Genomic DNA, 16,064 nt, shown 5'->3' with positions numbered 1-16,064 from the left:
CCACATCTTTTTTATCAATTGTACATTGAATATTTTGAGCTGGCCATTGATTTTTAGGAAACCCGATAGAAAGATTATATGTACCATCTACCAATTTAGGAATAATTACATAGCCAGATGATGCTGAACTAAAGACCTTCTTATCTAACTTAACATAAAAAGGTTGTTTGTTTTCTGTTTGAATATAAATAAAACGATTTTGCTGAGAGAAGGCTATTTGACTAAAGATTAAAAGCAATAACGAGTATAGTAATTTTTGCATCCTCTATATTTTATTCACAAAAATACTTATTAAAATTTTTCTTTTACCATTTATACAAAAATTCGTTTTGCGTTAACAAGAGTACCCCTATTTTTACAACTCTAAAAACAGAAATATGAAGAAATTTTTCGCAATTGCAATCTGCATAATGATTGTAACTAGTGCATTTGCTCAGCAGGAAGAAGTAGCTGCTGACACCTCGTGGATGAATATATACAGAGCCTCTGCTACAAAAATCAACGATCTGGTTCACACTAAATTAGATGTGAAGTTTGATTACGACAAGTCTTACCTATATGGCAAAGCCTGGATAACCTTAAAACCTCATTTTTATGCGACAGATTCATTGACTTTGGACACTAAGGGGATGGATATTAAGGAAGTTGCCATTATGAAAGGCCTGATAAAATCTCCCTTAAAATACAGATATGATAGTCTACAACTCTTTATTCAGCTTGACAGAACCTACAAAGGAGGTGAAAATTATACCGTTTATATAAATTATACGGCCAAACCTAATGACTTAAAAGTAAAGGGAAGTGCTGCCATTACCGATGCTAAAGGGCTTTATTTTATAAACCCAAAAGGGGAAGATAAAAACAAGCCTATTCAAATCTGGACACAAGGTGAAACAGAAAGCAATAGTGTTTGGATGCCTACTATTGATAAACCCAACCAAAAAAGTACGGAAGAAATTTATATGACTGTTCCTTCAAAATATGTTACACTAAGCAACGGCTTACTGATCAGTCAGAAGAAAAATACCGACGGCACAAGAACAGATTACTGGAAAATGGATCTGCCGCATGCCCCTTATTTGTTTTTCATGGGTGTTGGCGATTTTGCAATTATAAAGGACAATTATAAAGGAAAAGAAGTTAGCTATTATGTAGAGAAAAAACAAGCCCCCTATGCAAGAGGTGTATTTGGTAATACTCCGGAAATGATAAAATTATACTCAGAAAAATTAGGTATTGATTATCCCTGGGCCAAATATGCTCAGATCGTAGGCAGAGATTACGTGAGTGGCGCAATGGAAAATACTACAGCAACTTTACACCAGGAAAGCGCTTACCAAAACAGCCGACAATTGACTGATGGTAATAGCTGGGAAGAAACCATTGCTCATGAATTATTTCATCAATGGTTTGGGGACCTGGTTACAGCAGAAAGCTGGAGTAACATTACCGTAAATGAAAGTTTCGCTAATTATAGTGAATGTATCTGGGACGAATATAAATATGGTAAGGACTTTGCTGATGCACATAAAATGGAAGATATGCAAGGATATCTCTTAAGTGGAAGTGAAGGAAAAGATCTTGTTCGTTTTATTTATCCTGATAAGGAAGCCATGTTTGACGCTGTTAGTTATAATAAAGGAGGACATATCTTACATATGCTTAGGAATTATGTTGGTGACGATGCTTTTTTCAAATCTTTAAATAATTATCTAACTACTAATAAATTTAAATCAGGTGAAGCCGGACAATTGCGTCTTGCTTTTGAAGAAGTAACCGGACAAGACATGAACTGGTTCTGGAATCAATGGTACTACGGTAGCGGACACCCGAAATTGGATATATCTTACAAATACGATGCCCCTACCGAAAAAGCATACGTATTTGTAAAGCAAACACAGGAAGGCAAAGCATTCAGGCTTCCTATAGCTATTGATGTGTATATTGGTAAAGATAAAGCCAGGCACAAGGTTTGGATTGAAAACAAAGCTGACACTTTTGTCTTTAGCTATGGCAGCAAACCAGATCTGATCAATGTTGATGCTGATAAAGTTTTGCTTTGCGAAAAAACGGACAACAAATCAGCCGAAGAGTTCATTGTTCAGTATGAGAGAGCTCCTAACTATTTAGATAGAAAAGAAGCACTGGATTATTTTGAAAAAAACGAAATGAAAGAATTGGCACTGGGATTACATGACAAGTTCAGTGGTTTAAGAAGATGGACAATCAATGCATTGGCAAAATCTAAAATAGCCGGCAACAAAGAAATTCTAGATGAGGTAGAAAAAATCGCATTAACTGAGAAAGACAAAAAAACTAAAGCTGCGGCAATCAGTTTCTTAGCTCAAACTGAAGACAAAAAATATGAATCTATTTACAGCAGTAATGTAAATGACTCTTCTTATTCCGTATCTGGTGCTGCATTAGATGGATTAAGTAAATTACAACCGAGTAAAGCTTATGAATTGGCAAAAAAATACACGAATGATGCCAAAGGGAATCTTGGAAAGATTGTTGGGGAAATCATGATGACAAATGGCACTGAAGCTGACTTTGATTTTGTAGCCAGTAACTATAATGACTCTCCTCCTAATCAGGATAAGTTAGGTGCAACCGGTGTATTTGCAAAATATTTGTTGAAAATTAATGATGTTGCAAAAGTTAAAAGAGGAATAGACCATATTATTACCTTTAGAAAAGCAATACCAGAACAATACTGGATCTATACTGACCCATTATTTAAAGGAAGCCTGGATAAAATAAGTAAAGCTAAAGGCGGTGAAATTGCAGAATATATCAAGACCGTTTTTAAATAGAGTTAGAACCATGCAACTTTTTTTGATGTTTGACAGTCTTAAGCAGAGTTGAGTACAGATGGACTTTTAACCAATAAGTGAAAAATTTAACCTATCACATTTAGAATGTTTTCGGTTAACTTCGTATTCAATCAACAAAAAACAAACACATTATAAACGAAAATTAAAACAAATGAAAAAAATTGGAATCCTGGTATTATCTCTAACATTAGTGGTTGCAGCTGCAAATGCTCAAAACAGAACTGCCAAAAGTTTATCTTACAAAACCGCTGCAGGTATCAAGATATGGAATGGTGCAGGTTTAACACTTAAAACATTCCTGGATACCAAAAATGCACTTGAGTTCATCGGCTTTTTTAACAGCGCAGGTACACGTATTTCAGGATTATATGAAATACACGGAGACCTAAATACAGAGTCTAACCTGAAATGGTATATTGGACCTGGTGCTCACGTAGGACTTTACAAAGGCAATAATACTGTTGTTGGTATTGATGGCGTTATTGGTATCGATTATAAATTTAAGGATCTGCCGCTTAATCTTTCTCTTGACTGGCAGCCTACTTTTGAATTCGGAAGTGGATATGGATTTGGTGGAAACTTAGGCGGATTAGGTGTTAGATATACTTTTTAACTGATCTACAATATGTATAAAAAAAGCTAACTCATTTTGAGTTAGCTTTTTTTATACGATTTTATTAAACAATAATCATAATTATCTACCTTAGAAAAATGAATTCATTACTACATAAAAATATTTTAATTACAGGTGCAAGCAAGGGCATTGGCAAAGCCACTGCACTTTTATTTGCCTCTTATAAAGTAAATATTGGATTGATCGCAAGAAGTGAGGCTGAATTACTTGCTGTACAATCTGAGATAATTGCGAAAGGTAGTAACTGCAGTATCTATGTTGGCAATATTGGAGATGAAGCATTTGTAAATAGTACCGTGCAGTCTTTTATACAAGCTTTTGGAAGTGTCGATATAATGATCAACAATGCAGGCTTTGGCATTTTTAAACCTGCTGAAGAGATCACCGTACAAGACTGGGATGATGTATTTGCAACCAATACAAAAGGCACATTTCTTTTTTGCAAAGCAGTTATTCCTATCATGAAAGAGAACAAAAAAGGACATATCATTAATCTTGCCAGTGATGTTGCCAAAAGAACCTTTGCCAATGGTTCATTATACTGTGCTAGTAAATATGCTCAGGATGCTTTCAGCATGGCAATCAGAAAAGAGTTACGCCCTCATGCAATCAAAGTGACTGTTGTATACAGCGGATTAGTAGATTCTTACTTTCATGCAGAACCTGAAGGTGACACCTCTCATAAAAACTGGCTAAAAAATGAAGATATGGCGAATGCAATCGTTTATATTGCATCGCAACCAAAGCATGTGGTGATTGATGAATTAATGATTCATCCATTAGAGCAGGAGTATTAAACCTGGTAGTTACCAGTTTCCGCTTGCACCGCCACCACCAAAACTACCGCCGCCGAAACCACCAAAACCGCCGGAACTACCGCCACTACTACTTCCACCACCACCCCAGCCGCCGGGAAAAAATACAGGACCATTAAAGCCTCTGTACCCTCTTCTGCTCATAAAGGAGCCTCCGCTACCTCCTCCTACAGAAGATAACAACACCAAGATGATGATAATAATAAGTATAATTTTGAATGGAGAGATTCCTTTAGATCTGTGATAACCTTCCGGTGCAGCATATTCGCCCTTTACGGCACGTATGATAGCATCAGTCCCTTGATTGATACCTCCATAAAAATCATTGCCTTTGAAATTTGGAACGATGACCTCATCAATAATATGTTTACAGGTAACATCCGGTAAAGCCCCTTCTACCCCATAACCGGTAGCTATATTCAGTTTTCTGTCTTCTTTGGAAATCAATAAAACAACTCCATTATTGAATTCTTTACCGCCAACACCCCAGGCTCTTCCTAATTGTACATTATAATCAGCTACATCATATCCATCCAGATTCGGAACAATTACTACAGCAATTTGTGTAGAAGTGCTATCATCAAAAGCAACCAATTTATTTTCAAGTGCCTGCTGCTGATCGGCAGTAAGTATCCCGGCAAAATCATTTACCAACTGTTGTTTGCCTGTACGTGGCTGCAGTAAAGCTTTTGCATCAAATTTTGTTTGCGCAAAAATTGTTACGGACACGAACAAAAAAAATATGGATAGAAGTTTTTTCATGTTTATCTCCCACAGGAGAAATTAAATCTTTTATTTACCGAAAACAATATCATCTGGCAATTCATTTTTATCGGCAGAGGCTTCGTAGGGAAATTTTTCTTTTAAGGTTTCGCCAATTTGTTTGATGCACTGTTCAATTCCATTGCTAATATTTTCTTTTGTAAAAGCTGCAATCATATTTTTTACGGCATTATCCCAATATTCTGCTCCAACTTTTTGATAAATCCCTTCATCGGCAAATAACGCCAATTGTTTATGCCCCATGGCAATATATAAGAGCACCGCATTGCGATGCTCTGTTTCCTGCATTTTTAATTCAAAAAAGATCTCCGCTGCTCTATCTATCGGATCCATAAAAGGATTTTTGCTTTCAACATATACCCTTATTTCACCGCTTGTTTGCTTCTCAGATAAGCGTATAGCTTCCACTATCTGCTCTTTGTCCTGAGCAGAAAAAAAATCTTTTTTCTTAAATAATGGAAATAGTCCCAAAATATTTTGTTGATTATTTTGATTCGAAATCTACTTTGGCATCTTTAGCGCCTTCATCAGCTTTGTAATTAGCTTTTTGTGTATATCCAAATAAGCCGGCTACCAGATTAGCAGGAAACCTTACCAATTTGGTGTTATAATCTGTTATAGCCTGGTTCCAATCCCTGATAGCAACAGCCACTCTGTTTTCAGTACCTTCAATTTGCGTTTGAAAATCACGAAAAGCCTGTGTGGTTTGAATAGTAGGATATGCTTCTACGCTGATGTTAATAGCAGAGCGCATCTGATCTAACTGACGATTGGCATCAGTTAATGTTTGTGGATTATTGGGATCAAGTGTTGGGATTTTGGCCCTCATCTGGGTGATCTTGATCAATGTAGTATCTTCATTTTTTGCAGAACCTTTGATTGTTGCAACTACATTTTCATACAATTTCATTTTGCGTTGAAATTGAGTTTCTACTTCCCCCCATTTACCATTAATACCGGTAGAAGCTGTAGCTAAACCATTTCGTACACTAATTGCCCATAATATTAATACGGCAACAACACCTAAAATTATAAGACCTGAACGTTTCATGTTATTTTGTTTTTATTATTAAGTAGATAAAAATAATATTTTCTTTCTGTTTTAAAAGATTAATTACACAAATGGCAAAACGTAATCCTAAGAAACTGTTAAGGATTTAATATAGCAGAAGGTTAAAAATGAAAGTTAGTCAATTATTTTATAACGCAAAACAGAAAATGAAACATCTTTTCATTATACTAAATCAAAAAAAATCCCTCTTTAAAAGAGGGATTGAATATTGTATTATTTAATGGCTGCTATACCGGGCAATACCTTTCCTTCGAAATATTCTAACATTGCACCGCCACCGGTACTTACATAACTAACCTGATCGGCTAGGTTAAATTTATTCACTGCAGCAACGCTATCACCACCACCTACTAAACTAAATGCCCCATTTTTAGTAGATGCGGCAACGGCCAACGCCACTGATTTTGTTCCATTCTGGAATTTTTCCATTTCAAAAACACCCATTGGCCCATTCCATAAAATGGTTTTTGATTTGCCTATTATTTCGCTAAAGATACCTACCGCTTTCGGACCAATGTCTAATCCCATCCACCCATCAGGAATTGCATCACTTGGAGCTGTTTGAGTATTTGCATTTGCATCAAATTTATCTGCCAATACAGAATCTTCCGGCAAATGAATGCTTACATTTTTCTGTTTAGCTTTTTCTAAAATATCCAGCGCTGTTTGTAAACGATCATCTTCACAAAGAGAATTACCGATCTTTCCGCCTCTGGCCTTAATAAAGGTATATGCCATACCGCCGCCAATGATTATATCTGTTGCTCTTTCTAATAAATTTTCGATGATCAAAATTTTATCAGACACTTTTGCGCCACCAATGATTGCAACAAAAGGTTTTTCGGAATGATGTAACACCTTTTCTGCACTAATCACTTCTCCTTCCATCAACAAACCAAATAATTTTTTATCCGCAGCAAAATATTTTGCAATAACCGCAGTACTTGCGTGTGCTCTGTGGGCTGTACCAAAAGCATCATTCACATATACATCACCCAGCTTGCTCAATTTTTCTGCAAAAGCCTCATCTCCTTTTTCTTCTTCTTTATAAAAACGAAGATTTTCCAGTAGCAATACTTCGCCTGGTTTCAACATACTTGCAGTCAATGCAGCCTGCTCGCCAATACAATCATCAGCAAAAAATACACGAACGATCGGTGCTGTGGTACTGTTTTTAGACTCGGTATTCAACAGATCCGATAAATGTTTTACCAAATGTTTTAAAGAATATTTATCTGTAGGCCCATCTTTCGGACGACCGAAATGGCTCATTAAAATTGCACTACCGCCATCTGCCAATATTTTTTTTATTGTCGGAATGGTTGCAGTCATTCTTGTATCATCAGTAATATTGAACTCAGCATCTAATGGCACGTTGAAATCTACACGAACCAATGCTTTTAATCCTTTAAAATTGTAAGAAGAAAATTTAGACATGACATTAATATTTTATAATAAAAAATGCCGGATCAGCGTCCGGCATTTTTTGATTGAAATTATTTTATTAAACCGGCAAAGTGATGAACGGTACGTACCAGTTGAGATACATAGCTCATTTCATTATCATACCAGCTAACTGTTTTTACTAATTGTTTATCACCTACAGTCATTACTTTAGTTTGAGTTGCATCAAACAAAGAACCGAATGTAGTACCGATGATATCGCTACTAACAATTTCATCTTCATTGTAACCAAAACTTTCGTTAGATGCAGCTTTCATTGCAGCATTGATCTCTTCTGCAGTTACTTTTTTACTTAAGATAGTGTTCAGTTCAGTCAAAGAACCAGTGATTACCGGAACTCTTTGTGCACCACCATCTAATTTACCTTTTAATTCAGGCAACACTAAACCAATCGCTTTTGCAGCACCTGTACTGTTAGGCACAATATTTTGAGCTGCAGCTCTTGCACGGCGAAGATCACCTTTTGCATGAGGAGCATCCAAAGTATTCTGATCGTTCGTATAAGCATGGATGGTTGTCATGAAACCAGCTTCGATACCATAATTATCGCTTAATACTTTAGCCATTGGAGCTAAACAGTTTGTTGTACAACTTGCACAGCTGATGATCGTTTCGCTACCATCCAAGATTGCATGGTTAACGTTAAAAACAACAGTTTTCAAATCGCCTGTTGCCGGAGCAGAGATAACTACTCTTTTTGCACCTGCAGTAATGTGTGCTTCTGCTTTTGCTTTATCTGTAAAGAAACCTGTGCTTTCGATCACCACATCAACCCCGTGGCTACCCCAAGGAATTTGAGCAGGATCTTTTTGAGCATAAATCTTTACTTCGTGACCATCAACTATTATTGAATTTTCTGTAGAAGTTACTTTTTGATCGAAACGACCTTGTGCACTATCATATTTTAATAAATGTGCCAACACTGCAGGACTTGTTAAATCATTGATGGCTACTACATCAATACCTTGCATGTTATAAATCTGACGAAATACCAAACGGCCAATACGTCCGAAACCATTAATAGCTACTTTAACTGTACTCATTTCTGTATATTTTGAATGATTAATTTTTTGAATTCGTGTGCGAATGTACGAAGATTACAGCAGAAAAAAGGTGATTTTTGTCTTAATAAATCAAATTGCGTAAAAAATACACGAAAATTGACTATTTCAACCGATACAGGTTAGGTGTAATTGGCTACTTTGGTTTGTGTTTATAAAAAAAAATTTGCATTGTCGAATTTAATGCCTCTGTCAGTTCAATATACTTCTATAGTTAATGTAAACGGAAGAGCCTCATCAACAAAACGATAATTTTTATATTGAATATATCTTCCGTATCAAATTAAGCCAACTCATTTTTTACGGTATATATCCTAATGCTTCGGCTAATATCAGATTCTTCTCTGCTTCCTTTTTCGATATATTTAATGACCTCATCAGCAGGTTGGGGTTTTGAAAAATAATCAAAAAGGATAGTTCATAAAAGCAGTACTGTTTGAAATATTTTTTTCGTTTTCATTTTTGGGCTATCTTGAATGATTGATCCTTTAAAGTTTAAAATAAATTAATATGTTTAAAGTAAGCGGAAACATTGTGGATATTTTCAATAAAGAAATTTTTTACGGTGAAGTTGTAATTGAAGACGGAAAAATACAATCAATAGACAATAAACAAAAAGCGATAGACAATGAGCCCTTCATTCTTCCGGGTTTTGTGGATAGTCATGTTCATGTGGAAAGCAGCATGTTGGTGCCGAGCGAATTTGCTAAACTCGCTGTGGTACATGGCACGGTAGGCACTATCAGTGATCCACATGAAATAGCCAATGTATGTGGTATGGAGGGTGTTGAATATATGATCGAGAACGGAAAGACGGTGCCCTTTAAATTCCATTTTGGCGCCCCGAGTTGTGTGCCTGCCACTATTTTTGAAACGGCCGGTGCTACACTTACTTCAGAGGATGTAGACAAACTATTGCAAAAAGATGAAATCGTTTATTTGAGTGAGATGATGAATTTTCCTGGTGTATTATTTAATGATGAAGAAGTGATGAAGAAAATTGCTTCCGCTAAAAAATATAATAAACCAGTGGATGGGCATGCACCGGGATTGAGAGGTGCAGATGCAAAAAAATATATTGATGCTGGTATCAGTACCGATCATGAATGTTTTACTGCAGAAGAAGCGTTAGATAAATTAGGATATGGCATGAAAATTCTGATCAGGGAAGGAAGTGCCGCTAAAAATTTTGAGGCCCTAATCGACCTGATGAATGACCACCATGAAATGATGATGTTTTGCAGTGATGACAAGCATCCTGATAGCCTGGTAGAAAATCATATCAATAAATTGTGCGCAAGAGCTGTGGCAAAAGGAATTGATATTTTTAAAATATTACAAGCTGCTTGTATTAACCCTGTGCTACATTATAAAATGAATGTAGGTTTATTAAGAGTGGGTGATGCGGCAGATTTTATTGTTGCAGAAGACCTGACAAATTTTAAAATTTCTCAAACATATATCGACGGTAATTTAGTTGCAGAAAACGGGCAATCAAAGATCACGACAAAAAAAGGTGGTATTATCAATCAATTCAATTGTAAAGAAACCAAACCTGCCGATTTTATCATTGTTTATAATAATGAAAGAGAAATTCCTGTAATAGAGGCATTGGAAGGGCAATTGATCACCAATAAATTATTGGTTTCGCCCAAGGTTGCTGAAGGTGCCATTGTTAGCGATGTTGACAATGATATTTTAAAGATCGTTGTGGTTAACCGTTATAAACAAGCGATCGTTGCAAAATCATTCGTGAAAAATTTCGGTTTAAAGGAAGGTGCCATTGCTTCTACGGTGGCACATGATAGCCATAATATTATTGCCGTAGGTGTGGATGATACAAGCATCTGCAAAGCAGTTAATTTAGTAATTAAAGAACAAGGAGGTGTGAGTAGCGTAAGTGATGAAAACGCAATGGTATTAGGCTTACCTGTTGCAGGATTGATGAGCAATGAAGATGGCTTCAAAGTGGCAGATGCGTATACTGCTATTGACAAAATGGTTAAAGAAGAATTAGGCAGTCATTTGAATGCTGCATTTATGACCTTATCATTTATGGCATTATTGGTGATACCTCATTTGAAATTGAGTGATAAGGGGTTGTTTGATGGGGATACATTTAGTTTTGTATAATTTATTTCATTCTTATTTACTTTTTTGTCTTGAAACAAGAGAGTAACAAAAAAATCAAGGCAGAAACGATTAGATCTCGTTTCTGCCATACAGCTATGTGCATCTTTTATGCTACTGTAGCTCGACATTAATTCTCTGTTCTTAATTTCAATGCAGTTCAATGAATAGATTAGCTACTATAAAATCATTTAAACAAAAAACTCTAATTCGTTTTTGCACTCACAATTTTCACTCCAACACTATCGGTTCCTTTAGGGGCAAAATATTTTGTTTTGAAATTGGCCGAGTTTCCAGGCGCAATTTCATCATACACCGTTTCATTATCTTTTTCGAGCAAAGTGCCTGTCTTGCTAAAAAAAGACAATTCTAATTCCACATCTTTATAAGTACATACTTTAGCGTTATTGGTAACTGTGCCTTTTATAACCGTTTGTCCGATAAGATTTCTCTTGTCATGAGCACTTGCTTTTAAAAAAGCTGTTGGATTTTTCTTTTCTTTTTCTTCTAATGTTTCTTTTGTTTTTTCGTAACTGTCCTTTTCTGCTTTTGCATCTGCATTTTTATTAGTGCAAGACGCTAATACAAGTGAAGCTGCGATTAATATGTTCAATACTTTTTTCATTCGATAAATTTTTACACAAGAAAATAATTAAAAAGAAAATAGTTTGTTAAAGTGACGACAGTTAACTGTCTAATCTGTATTCCCTATCCACAAAGCCCCGCCAATACTATTTTGCGAAGCGCCTGTTACAGAAGACAACACATTCACTTCTTCTCTCCAACGCAACACTCCTATCAAAGCCATAATCAGCGCTTCCTTATATTCAACTATCTTTTTTTCGGGTACAACAATTTCAACATGATCCAACATATAACTCAATCTTTCAATTAAAAAACTATTGAATGCACCACCGCCTGTTACAAGCAGTTTTAAGTTGGATGTTGAGTGTTGGATGTTTTGGAATGATCTACTAATTTGAATGGCTATATGTTCCACATAAGTTCTTAAAGCATCTTCGGTGCTGAGCGATGCATTTCTTATCATTGGTAAGATGATATCCATTCCAAAGCTATTCGGTAATGATTTGGGAAATGGTTGCATATAATATTCCAACTCATTTAATTGTTGCAATAATTTTTCATTCACATTTCCCATTGCTGCTATTTTTCCTTCATCATCGTACAACAATCCTTTTTCTGCTACTAACATATTTAATACCCTGTTTGCAGGACAAATATCGAAGGCGATATTTTTTTCATCTTGCTTTAAAGAAATATTAGCTATGCCCCCGATATTTAAAAAGCAATCGTATTCATTGAATAATAATTTATGCCCTATCGGAACTATCGGTGCCCCCTGTCCGCCGAAAGCAACATCTAAACTTCTCAGATCACTTATAACAGGTAATTGAGTTACTGCTGCAATTGCTGCGCCATCACCTAACTGCGCCGACATCTTTTTTTGTGGCAGATGAAAAGTAGTATGCCCGTGAGAGGCGATCAAATGTACTTTGTGTGCTAAATTATTTGCAGCGATAAACCTATTAATATTTTCACCAATATAATGACCATATTCTGTGTGCAATAACTGATAATCCAACGCAGAAAGTGCTGTAGCTCTGTACAGCTTTTCTGCCCAATCGGCTGAATAGGAGGCACATTCAGCCGTTATTATCTCATAATTCCACCTGCCTCCTGTTTCCTCAAAAACAACATACGCAATGTCTAAGCCATCTAATGAACTACCGCTCATGATACCAATTGCCCTGTAAATCATAATTAAATTTTAGTTTTTGGCTTGCAAAATATAGATTTGTAAATATAGATTGACGAAAACTACAAATTTTATGGTAATTAATCTCAGTAAAGAGCATTCTTTGGTAAGTAATTGGGTAAGCGAATTAAGAAATGTAGATATACAATCTGACAGAATGCGTTTCAGAAGAAACCTTGAACGTATTGGAGAAGTGGCTGCTTATGAAATAAGCAAGACGATGGAATGGGAAGAAAAAGAGATCCAAACGCCGCTTGGCACTGCCAATTGTAAAATGATCAAAACACAACCCATTCTTGCTACGATCCTGAGAGCCGGATTAGGAATGCATACCGGCCTGTTAAATTATTTTGACAAAGGAGAGAATGCATTTATCAGTGCATATAGAAAACATAAGCCCGATGGCAGTTTTGAGATCAATATTGAATATATGAGTTGCCCCGACGTTGAAGGCAAAATGATCATCATCAGTGACCCTATGATCGCCACAGGGGCATCTTTGGTAAAAGCGATTCAGTATTTAAAAGAGGAAGGAGATATTAAACAAATACATATTGTATGTGCTATTGCTTGTACGGTGGGTATAGAGTATGTTTTAAGAGCAGAGCCTAAAGCAACCATCTGGTGCGGTGATATTGATGATGAATTAACAGCCAAGGGGTATATCGTACCGGGCCTGGGTGATGCCGGAGACCTGGCTTTTGGAAGTAAAATGCAGAATTAACAAATTCAGTGCTGCGTTTTGCAACAAAATGTTATCTTTAAAATTCAGAATTTTTTTTCATGATACGGAAAAATACAATCTTAGCCTTATGTGCCCTTTTGTTTAGCGGACTTGTTAGTGCCCAAGACCCTCATTTTTCGCAGTTTTTTGCATCGCCGCTAACACTTAACCCTGCCTTTACCGGAAAATTTGATGGAATATTTCGTTTAGCTGCTAACCATAGAGACCAATGGCCTTCTATTCCAAAAGCATACGTAACAACCAGTGGTTCTGTTGATTTCAGTATCCTGAAAAATAAGATCAGTGAATATGATGTGCTGGGGATTGGTTTTTCAGGACTGAGTGACCAAAGTGCTGACAATGCATTAAAATTAAATTATGGTTCTGTTTCTTTAAGTTTTCATAAAGCAATGGACGAAGAAGGCTTTAATACGCTAGGAGCCGGACTTCAAGCCACATACAGCAGTATGAGTCTTGATATTACTAAGTTAAGATTTGAAGATCAGTTAACAGCTAATGGTTTTACCGGTGCTACTAATGAAGTCTTGACAAATGGCAAAACTCAGAATTATCTTGATCTGAATGCCGGATTATTATTTTCCGGTTCCAGTAACGGCGATAACAATTATTATCTGGGTGCATCTATGTATCATATCAATAAGCCAGCAGTTGGTTTTATTGATCAATTGTGGTTATTAACTCCACGTTTCACAATACATGGAGGATACTCTACTCCGCTTAGCGACAGGTTATCGGTGCATACATCAGCTATTTATCAAATGCAAAATCAGGCCAGCGAAATGGTTGCCGGTGCTGCTGTTTCATCGAACATTAACGGCTCTTTGGAAAACCCGACCAATGTTTATGCTGGCGCTTGGATCCGTCTTAATGACGCTATTATTCCATATGTTGGCTTAGAATTTAACAGCTTGAGAATTGGAGTGAGTTATGACGTAAATACATCTTCTTTAAAAGCAGCTACAGCAAGCAGAGGTGGCAGTGAAATTTCTCTGATATATATCCAACAAAAAGCAGAAAGAGGAAAAGGGATTCCTTGTCCGAGATTTTAATGATTATAATTTTTTAAGGTCTACATGCTGCAACTCGTTTAGTTGAAACAGCACTTCATCCAATCTGTTTACAGGTATTCCCATTTTTACTGAACAAAACAATTGCAATTCCTGACTGATGATCGTACAATTAAATTTTTTCAGGATCATCATTACTTCGTTCATTTGGGTATAATCAAACTGAAGAGAATAGGTTATTTCTATTTGTTTCTGCGTAACCGGCACTACTTGTAAAACCAACGATGCGGCTGTTTTATACGCATTGATCAATCCCGGCACTCCCAGCAAGGTTCCTCCCCAATAGCGTACTACAATAATTGCCACATTGGTTATTTCTTTGCTATCAATTTGTCCTAAGATAGGTTTCCCCGCTGTACCAGAAGGCTCGCCATCGTCACTACTTCTGAAAGTATTTCCATCTGTACCTATACGATAGGCAAAACAATGATGCACCGCTTTTGCATGTTCCTTTTTTAAATTTTGCAGATGCACTTTAAAATCTTCCACAGTCTCTATCGGAAAAGCGTAAGCAATAAATTTACTGCCTCTATCCTTAAATTCAGCAACAGAAGGTTTATCTATAGTAAAATAAAATGTTTTATCGTTGGTGCCTGTTATCAATTTGTTGGAGGATTGGGATTAAGATAAATATCGACATTATCAGTTGAGATCTGTTGAGTTGATAATAAATGATCTCCCAAAAAAACAGGAGCATTTATTCCATCACCAATCGTTAATTCTGTATTGGTAATTATTCTTCCTTCATCCCAGAAGTTTTGATCTATGAATGACTGCAACAATTTTGCGCCGCCTTCCACAATTACACTCTGGATCTTTAATTGATACAATGCTTGCAGTATCTGAGGAATGATGTTTTCCTTTTCTGAAATTTTTATATAAGATAGTAAACCAGCCTCTTCGTTTTTAATTGTATTAAATACGATCGTTTTTACTGTACCGTCAAACAAATGCAAGGATTTCGGCAGTTTCAACGCTTTGTCAATAACAATCCTCACAGGATTTTTTCCCGACCAATGTCTTGTAGTTAAAGAAGGATCGTCGTGCAAAGCAGTGTTAGTACCAACCATAATAGCCATTTCTTCACTGCGCCATTTGTGCACCAGTTTATTGGTTTGGGCATTGCTGATAGCCACACTTGAAAAATCAGCCAAAGCAATTTTCTTATCCTTACTCTGTGCCCATTTTAAAATAATATATGGTCGATGCTGGGCATGAAAAGTAAAAAAACGTTTGTTCAACGTTATTGCCTCTTTTTCTAAAATACCCACCTTTACATTTATCCCTGCGTTCATTAATTTTTGTATCCCTTTACCATCCACTTGAGCAAAGCTATCTCTACACGCAATCACCACATTCGGTATTTTTTTATCGACAATCAAATCAGCACAGGGAGGTGTTTTTCCAAAATGTGCACATGGCTCCAAAGAAACATACAACGTGCTTTTTCCAATCAATTTTTTATTTTCATCCGCAACACTGTTGATACAATTTACCTCGGCATGCGCTTCTCCGTACCGCTGATGATATCCTTCACCTATAAGGGTATCATTATACACCAATACCGCACCCACCATTGGATTGGGCGCCACATTCCCGAAGCCGAGTTTAGCCAGCTCCAGACAACGATGCATATATTTTTCGTGTACAGTCAAGCCTCAAAATTAAGCATACCGCAG

Annotated in this window: 16 protein-coding genes (1 of these 16 cut by a window edge); 6 read left to right on the top strand and 10 right to left on the bottom strand. The window is 36.4% G+C overall.

Annotation, left to right across the window (positions count from 1 at the left end; all coding sequences use genetic code 11):
* Positions 1-262, bottom strand: the 5' end (the start) of a protein-coding gene (locus tag LK994_RS07225) for a DUF4476 domain-containing protein (protein ID WP_229762227.1). It extends 944 nt beyond the left edge of the window; only the first 262 of its 1,206 coding nucleotides appear in the window; the start codon lies at positions 260-262; its stop codon lies beyond the left edge, outside the window.
* Between the two features lie 115 nt (positions 263-377).
* Here LK994_RS07225 and LK994_RS07220 point away from each other — a divergent pair, with 115 nt between their 5' ends.
* The 3 genes from LK994_RS07220 (at position 378) to LK994_RS07210 (ending at position 4,268) form a co-directional block, all read left to right on the top strand.
* Complete coding sequence (locus LK994_RS07220) at positions 378-2,816, top strand: M1 family metallopeptidase (protein ID WP_229762226.1); 2,439 nt, start codon at positions 378-380, stop codon at positions 2,814-2,816.
* Positions 2,817-2,988: 172 nt separating this feature from the next.
* Positions 2,989-3,450, top strand: a complete 462-nt coding sequence (locus tag LK994_RS07215) for a hypothetical protein (RefSeq protein WP_229762225.1) — start codon at positions 2,989-2,991, stop codon at positions 3,448-3,450.
* A gap of 98 nt (positions 3,451-3,548) precedes the next feature.
* Positions 3,549-4,268: an SDR family oxidoreductase gene (locus LK994_RS07210; protein ID WP_229762224.1), complete on the top strand. Its 720-nt coding sequence runs from the start codon at positions 3,549-3,551 to the stop codon at positions 4,266-4,268.
* Positions 4,269-4,277: 9 nt separating this feature from the next.
* Here LK994_RS07210 and LK994_RS07205 read toward each other — a convergent pair whose 3' ends face one another.
* The 5 genes from LK994_RS07205 to gap all read right to left on the bottom strand — a co-directional run bounded on the left by LK994_RS07205 (position 4,278) and on the right by gap (position 8,648).
* The gene (locus LK994_RS07205; protein ID WP_229762223.1) at positions 4,278-5,048 is read right to left on the bottom strand and encodes a TPM domain-containing protein; all 771 of its coding nucleotides are present in this window, start codon (positions 5,046-5,048) and stop codon (positions 4,278-4,280) included.
* Positions 5,049-5,078: 30 nt separating this feature from the next.
* Complete coding sequence (locus tag LK994_RS07200; RefSeq protein WP_229762222.1) at positions 5,079-5,540, bottom strand: TPM domain-containing protein; 462 nt, start codon at positions 5,538-5,540, stop codon at positions 5,079-5,081.
* Positions 5,541-5,553: 13 nt separating this feature from the next.
* Positions 5,554-6,120, bottom strand: a complete 567-nt coding sequence (locus LK994_RS07195; protein WP_229762221.1) for a LemA family protein — start codon at positions 6,118-6,120, stop codon at positions 5,554-5,556.
* 234 nt (positions 6,121-6,354) lie between these two features.
* Positions 6,355-7,578, bottom strand: a complete 1,224-nt coding sequence (locus tag LK994_RS07190; protein ID WP_229762220.1) for a phosphoglycerate kinase — start codon at positions 7,576-7,578, stop codon at positions 6,355-6,357.
* A gap of 59 nt (positions 7,579-7,637) precedes the next feature.
* Positions 7,638-8,648: a type I glyceraldehyde-3-phosphate dehydrogenase gene (gene gap, locus LK994_RS07185; protein ID WP_229762219.1), complete on the bottom strand. Its 1,011-nt coding sequence runs from the start codon at positions 8,646-8,648 to the stop codon at positions 7,638-7,640.
* A gap of 528 nt (positions 8,649-9,176) precedes the next feature.
* On the opposite strand from gap, the gene ade reads away from it, so the two are divergent.
* Positions 9,177-10,799, top strand: coding sequence for an adenine deaminase (gene ade, locus LK994_RS07180; RefSeq protein WP_229762218.1), 1,623 nt, complete (start codon positions 9,177-9,179; stop codon positions 10,797-10,799).
* A gap of 202 nt (positions 10,800-11,001) precedes the next feature.
* On the opposite strand, the gene LK994_RS07175 is transcribed toward ade, so the two are convergent.
* Both LK994_RS07175 and LK994_RS07170 read right to left on the bottom strand, forming a co-directional pair.
* Entirely contained in the window at positions 11,002-11,421 is a 420-nt protein-coding gene (locus LK994_RS07175; RefSeq protein ID WP_229762217.1) for an FxLYD domain-containing protein, read from the bottom strand.
* A gap of 69 nt (positions 11,422-11,490) precedes the next feature.
* Positions 11,491-12,576 carry an anhydro-N-acetylmuramic acid kinase gene (locus LK994_RS07170; RefSeq protein ID WP_229762216.1) on the bottom strand — a complete coding sequence of 362 codons (1,086 nt, stop codon included), beginning with the start codon at positions 12,574-12,576 and terminating at the stop codon, positions 11,491-11,493.
* 70 nt (positions 12,577-12,646) lie between these two features.
* Here LK994_RS07170 and upp point away from each other — a divergent pair, with 70 nt between their 5' ends.
* On the top strand, positions 12,647-13,297 hold the full coding sequence (gene upp, locus LK994_RS07165) for a uracil phosphoribosyltransferase (protein WP_229762215.1): 651 nt from the start codon (positions 12,647-12,649) through the stop codon (positions 13,295-13,297).
* Between the two features lie 59 nt (positions 13,298-13,356).
* The gene (locus tag LK994_RS07160) at positions 13,357-14,367 is read left to right on the top strand and encodes a PorP/SprF family type IX secretion system membrane protein (RefSeq protein ID WP_229762214.1); all 1,011 of its coding nucleotides are present in this window, start codon (positions 13,357-13,359) and stop codon (positions 14,365-14,367) included.
* A 3-nt stretch (positions 14,368-14,370) separates the two neighbouring features.
* Here LK994_RS07160 and LK994_RS07155 read toward each other — a convergent pair whose 3' ends face one another.
* Together LK994_RS07155 and ribD are read right to left on the bottom strand one after the other, a co-directional pair.
* On the bottom strand, positions 14,371-14,988 hold the full coding sequence (locus LK994_RS07155; RefSeq protein ID WP_229762213.1) for a YigZ family protein: 618 nt from the start codon (positions 14,986-14,988) through the stop codon (positions 14,371-14,373).
* A complete protein-coding gene (gene ribD, locus LK994_RS07150) occupies positions 14,985-16,040 on the bottom strand; it encodes a bifunctional diaminohydroxyphosphoribosylaminopyrimidine deaminase/5-amino-6-(5-phosphoribosylamino)uracil reductase RibD (RefSeq protein WP_229762212.1) in 1,056 nt (351 codons plus the stop codon). The genes LK994_RS07155 and ribD overlap by 4 nt, the downstream gene beginning before the upstream one ends.
* Positions 16,041-16,064: the final 24 nt, after the last annotated feature.

Origin of the sequence: Ferruginibacter lapsinanis, from assembly GCF_020783315.1 — a bacterium.
Lineage (GTDB): Bacteria > Bacteroidota > Bacteroidia > Chitinophagales > Chitinophagaceae > Ferruginibacter > Ferruginibacter lapsinanis.
This window is presented reverse-complemented; position numbering and strand designations above follow the sequence as displayed.

What these genes read in the sequence shown, in the direction of transcription:
- LK994_RS07195 (WP_229762221.1), bottom strand. Translation starts at nt 6,120, where the DNA reads ATGAAACGTTCAGGTCTTATAATTTTAGGTGTTGTTGCCGTATTAATA.
- LK994_RS07205 (WP_229762223.1), bottom strand. Translation starts at nt 5,048, where the DNA reads ATGAAAAAACTTCTATCCATATTTTTTTTGTTCGTGTCCGTAACAATT.
- gap (WP_229762219.1), bottom strand. Translation starts at nt 8,648, where the DNA reads ATGAGTACAGTTAAAGTAGCTATTAATGGTTTCGGACGTATTGGCCGT.
- LK994_RS07160 (WP_229762214.1), top strand. Translation starts at nt 13,357, where the DNA reads ATGATACGGAAAAATACAATCTTAGCCTTATGTGCCCTTTTGTTTAGC.
- LK994_RS07210 (WP_229762224.1), top strand. Translation starts at nt 3,549, where the DNA reads ATGAATTCATTACTACATAAAAATATTTTAATTACAGGTGCAAGCAAG.
- upp (WP_229762215.1), top strand. Translation starts at nt 12,647, where the DNA reads ATGGTAATTAATCTCAGTAAAGAGCATTCTTTGGTAAGTAATTGGGTA.
- LK994_RS07175 (WP_229762217.1), bottom strand. Translation starts at nt 11,421, where the DNA reads ATGAAAAAAGTATTGAACATATTAATCGCAGCTTCACTTGTATTAGCG.
- LK994_RS07215 (WP_229762225.1), top strand. Translation starts at nt 2,989, where the DNA reads ATGAAAAAAATTGGAATCCTGGTATTATCTCTAACATTAGTGGTTGCA.
- ade (WP_229762218.1), top strand. Translation starts at nt 9,177, where the DNA reads ATGTTTAAAGTAAGCGGAAACATTGTGGATATTTTCAATAAAGAAATT.
- LK994_RS07190 (WP_229762220.1), bottom strand. Translation starts at nt 7,578, where the DNA reads ATGTCTAAATTTTCTTCTTACAATTTTAAAGGATTAAAAGCATTGGTT.
- LK994_RS07170 (WP_229762216.1), bottom strand. Translation starts at nt 12,576, where the DNA reads ATGATTTACAGGGCAATTGGTATCATGAGCGGTAGTTCATTAGATGGC.
- LK994_RS07220 (WP_229762226.1), top strand. Translation starts at nt 378, where the DNA reads ATGAAGAAATTTTTCGCAATTGCAATCTGCATAATGATTGTAACTAGT.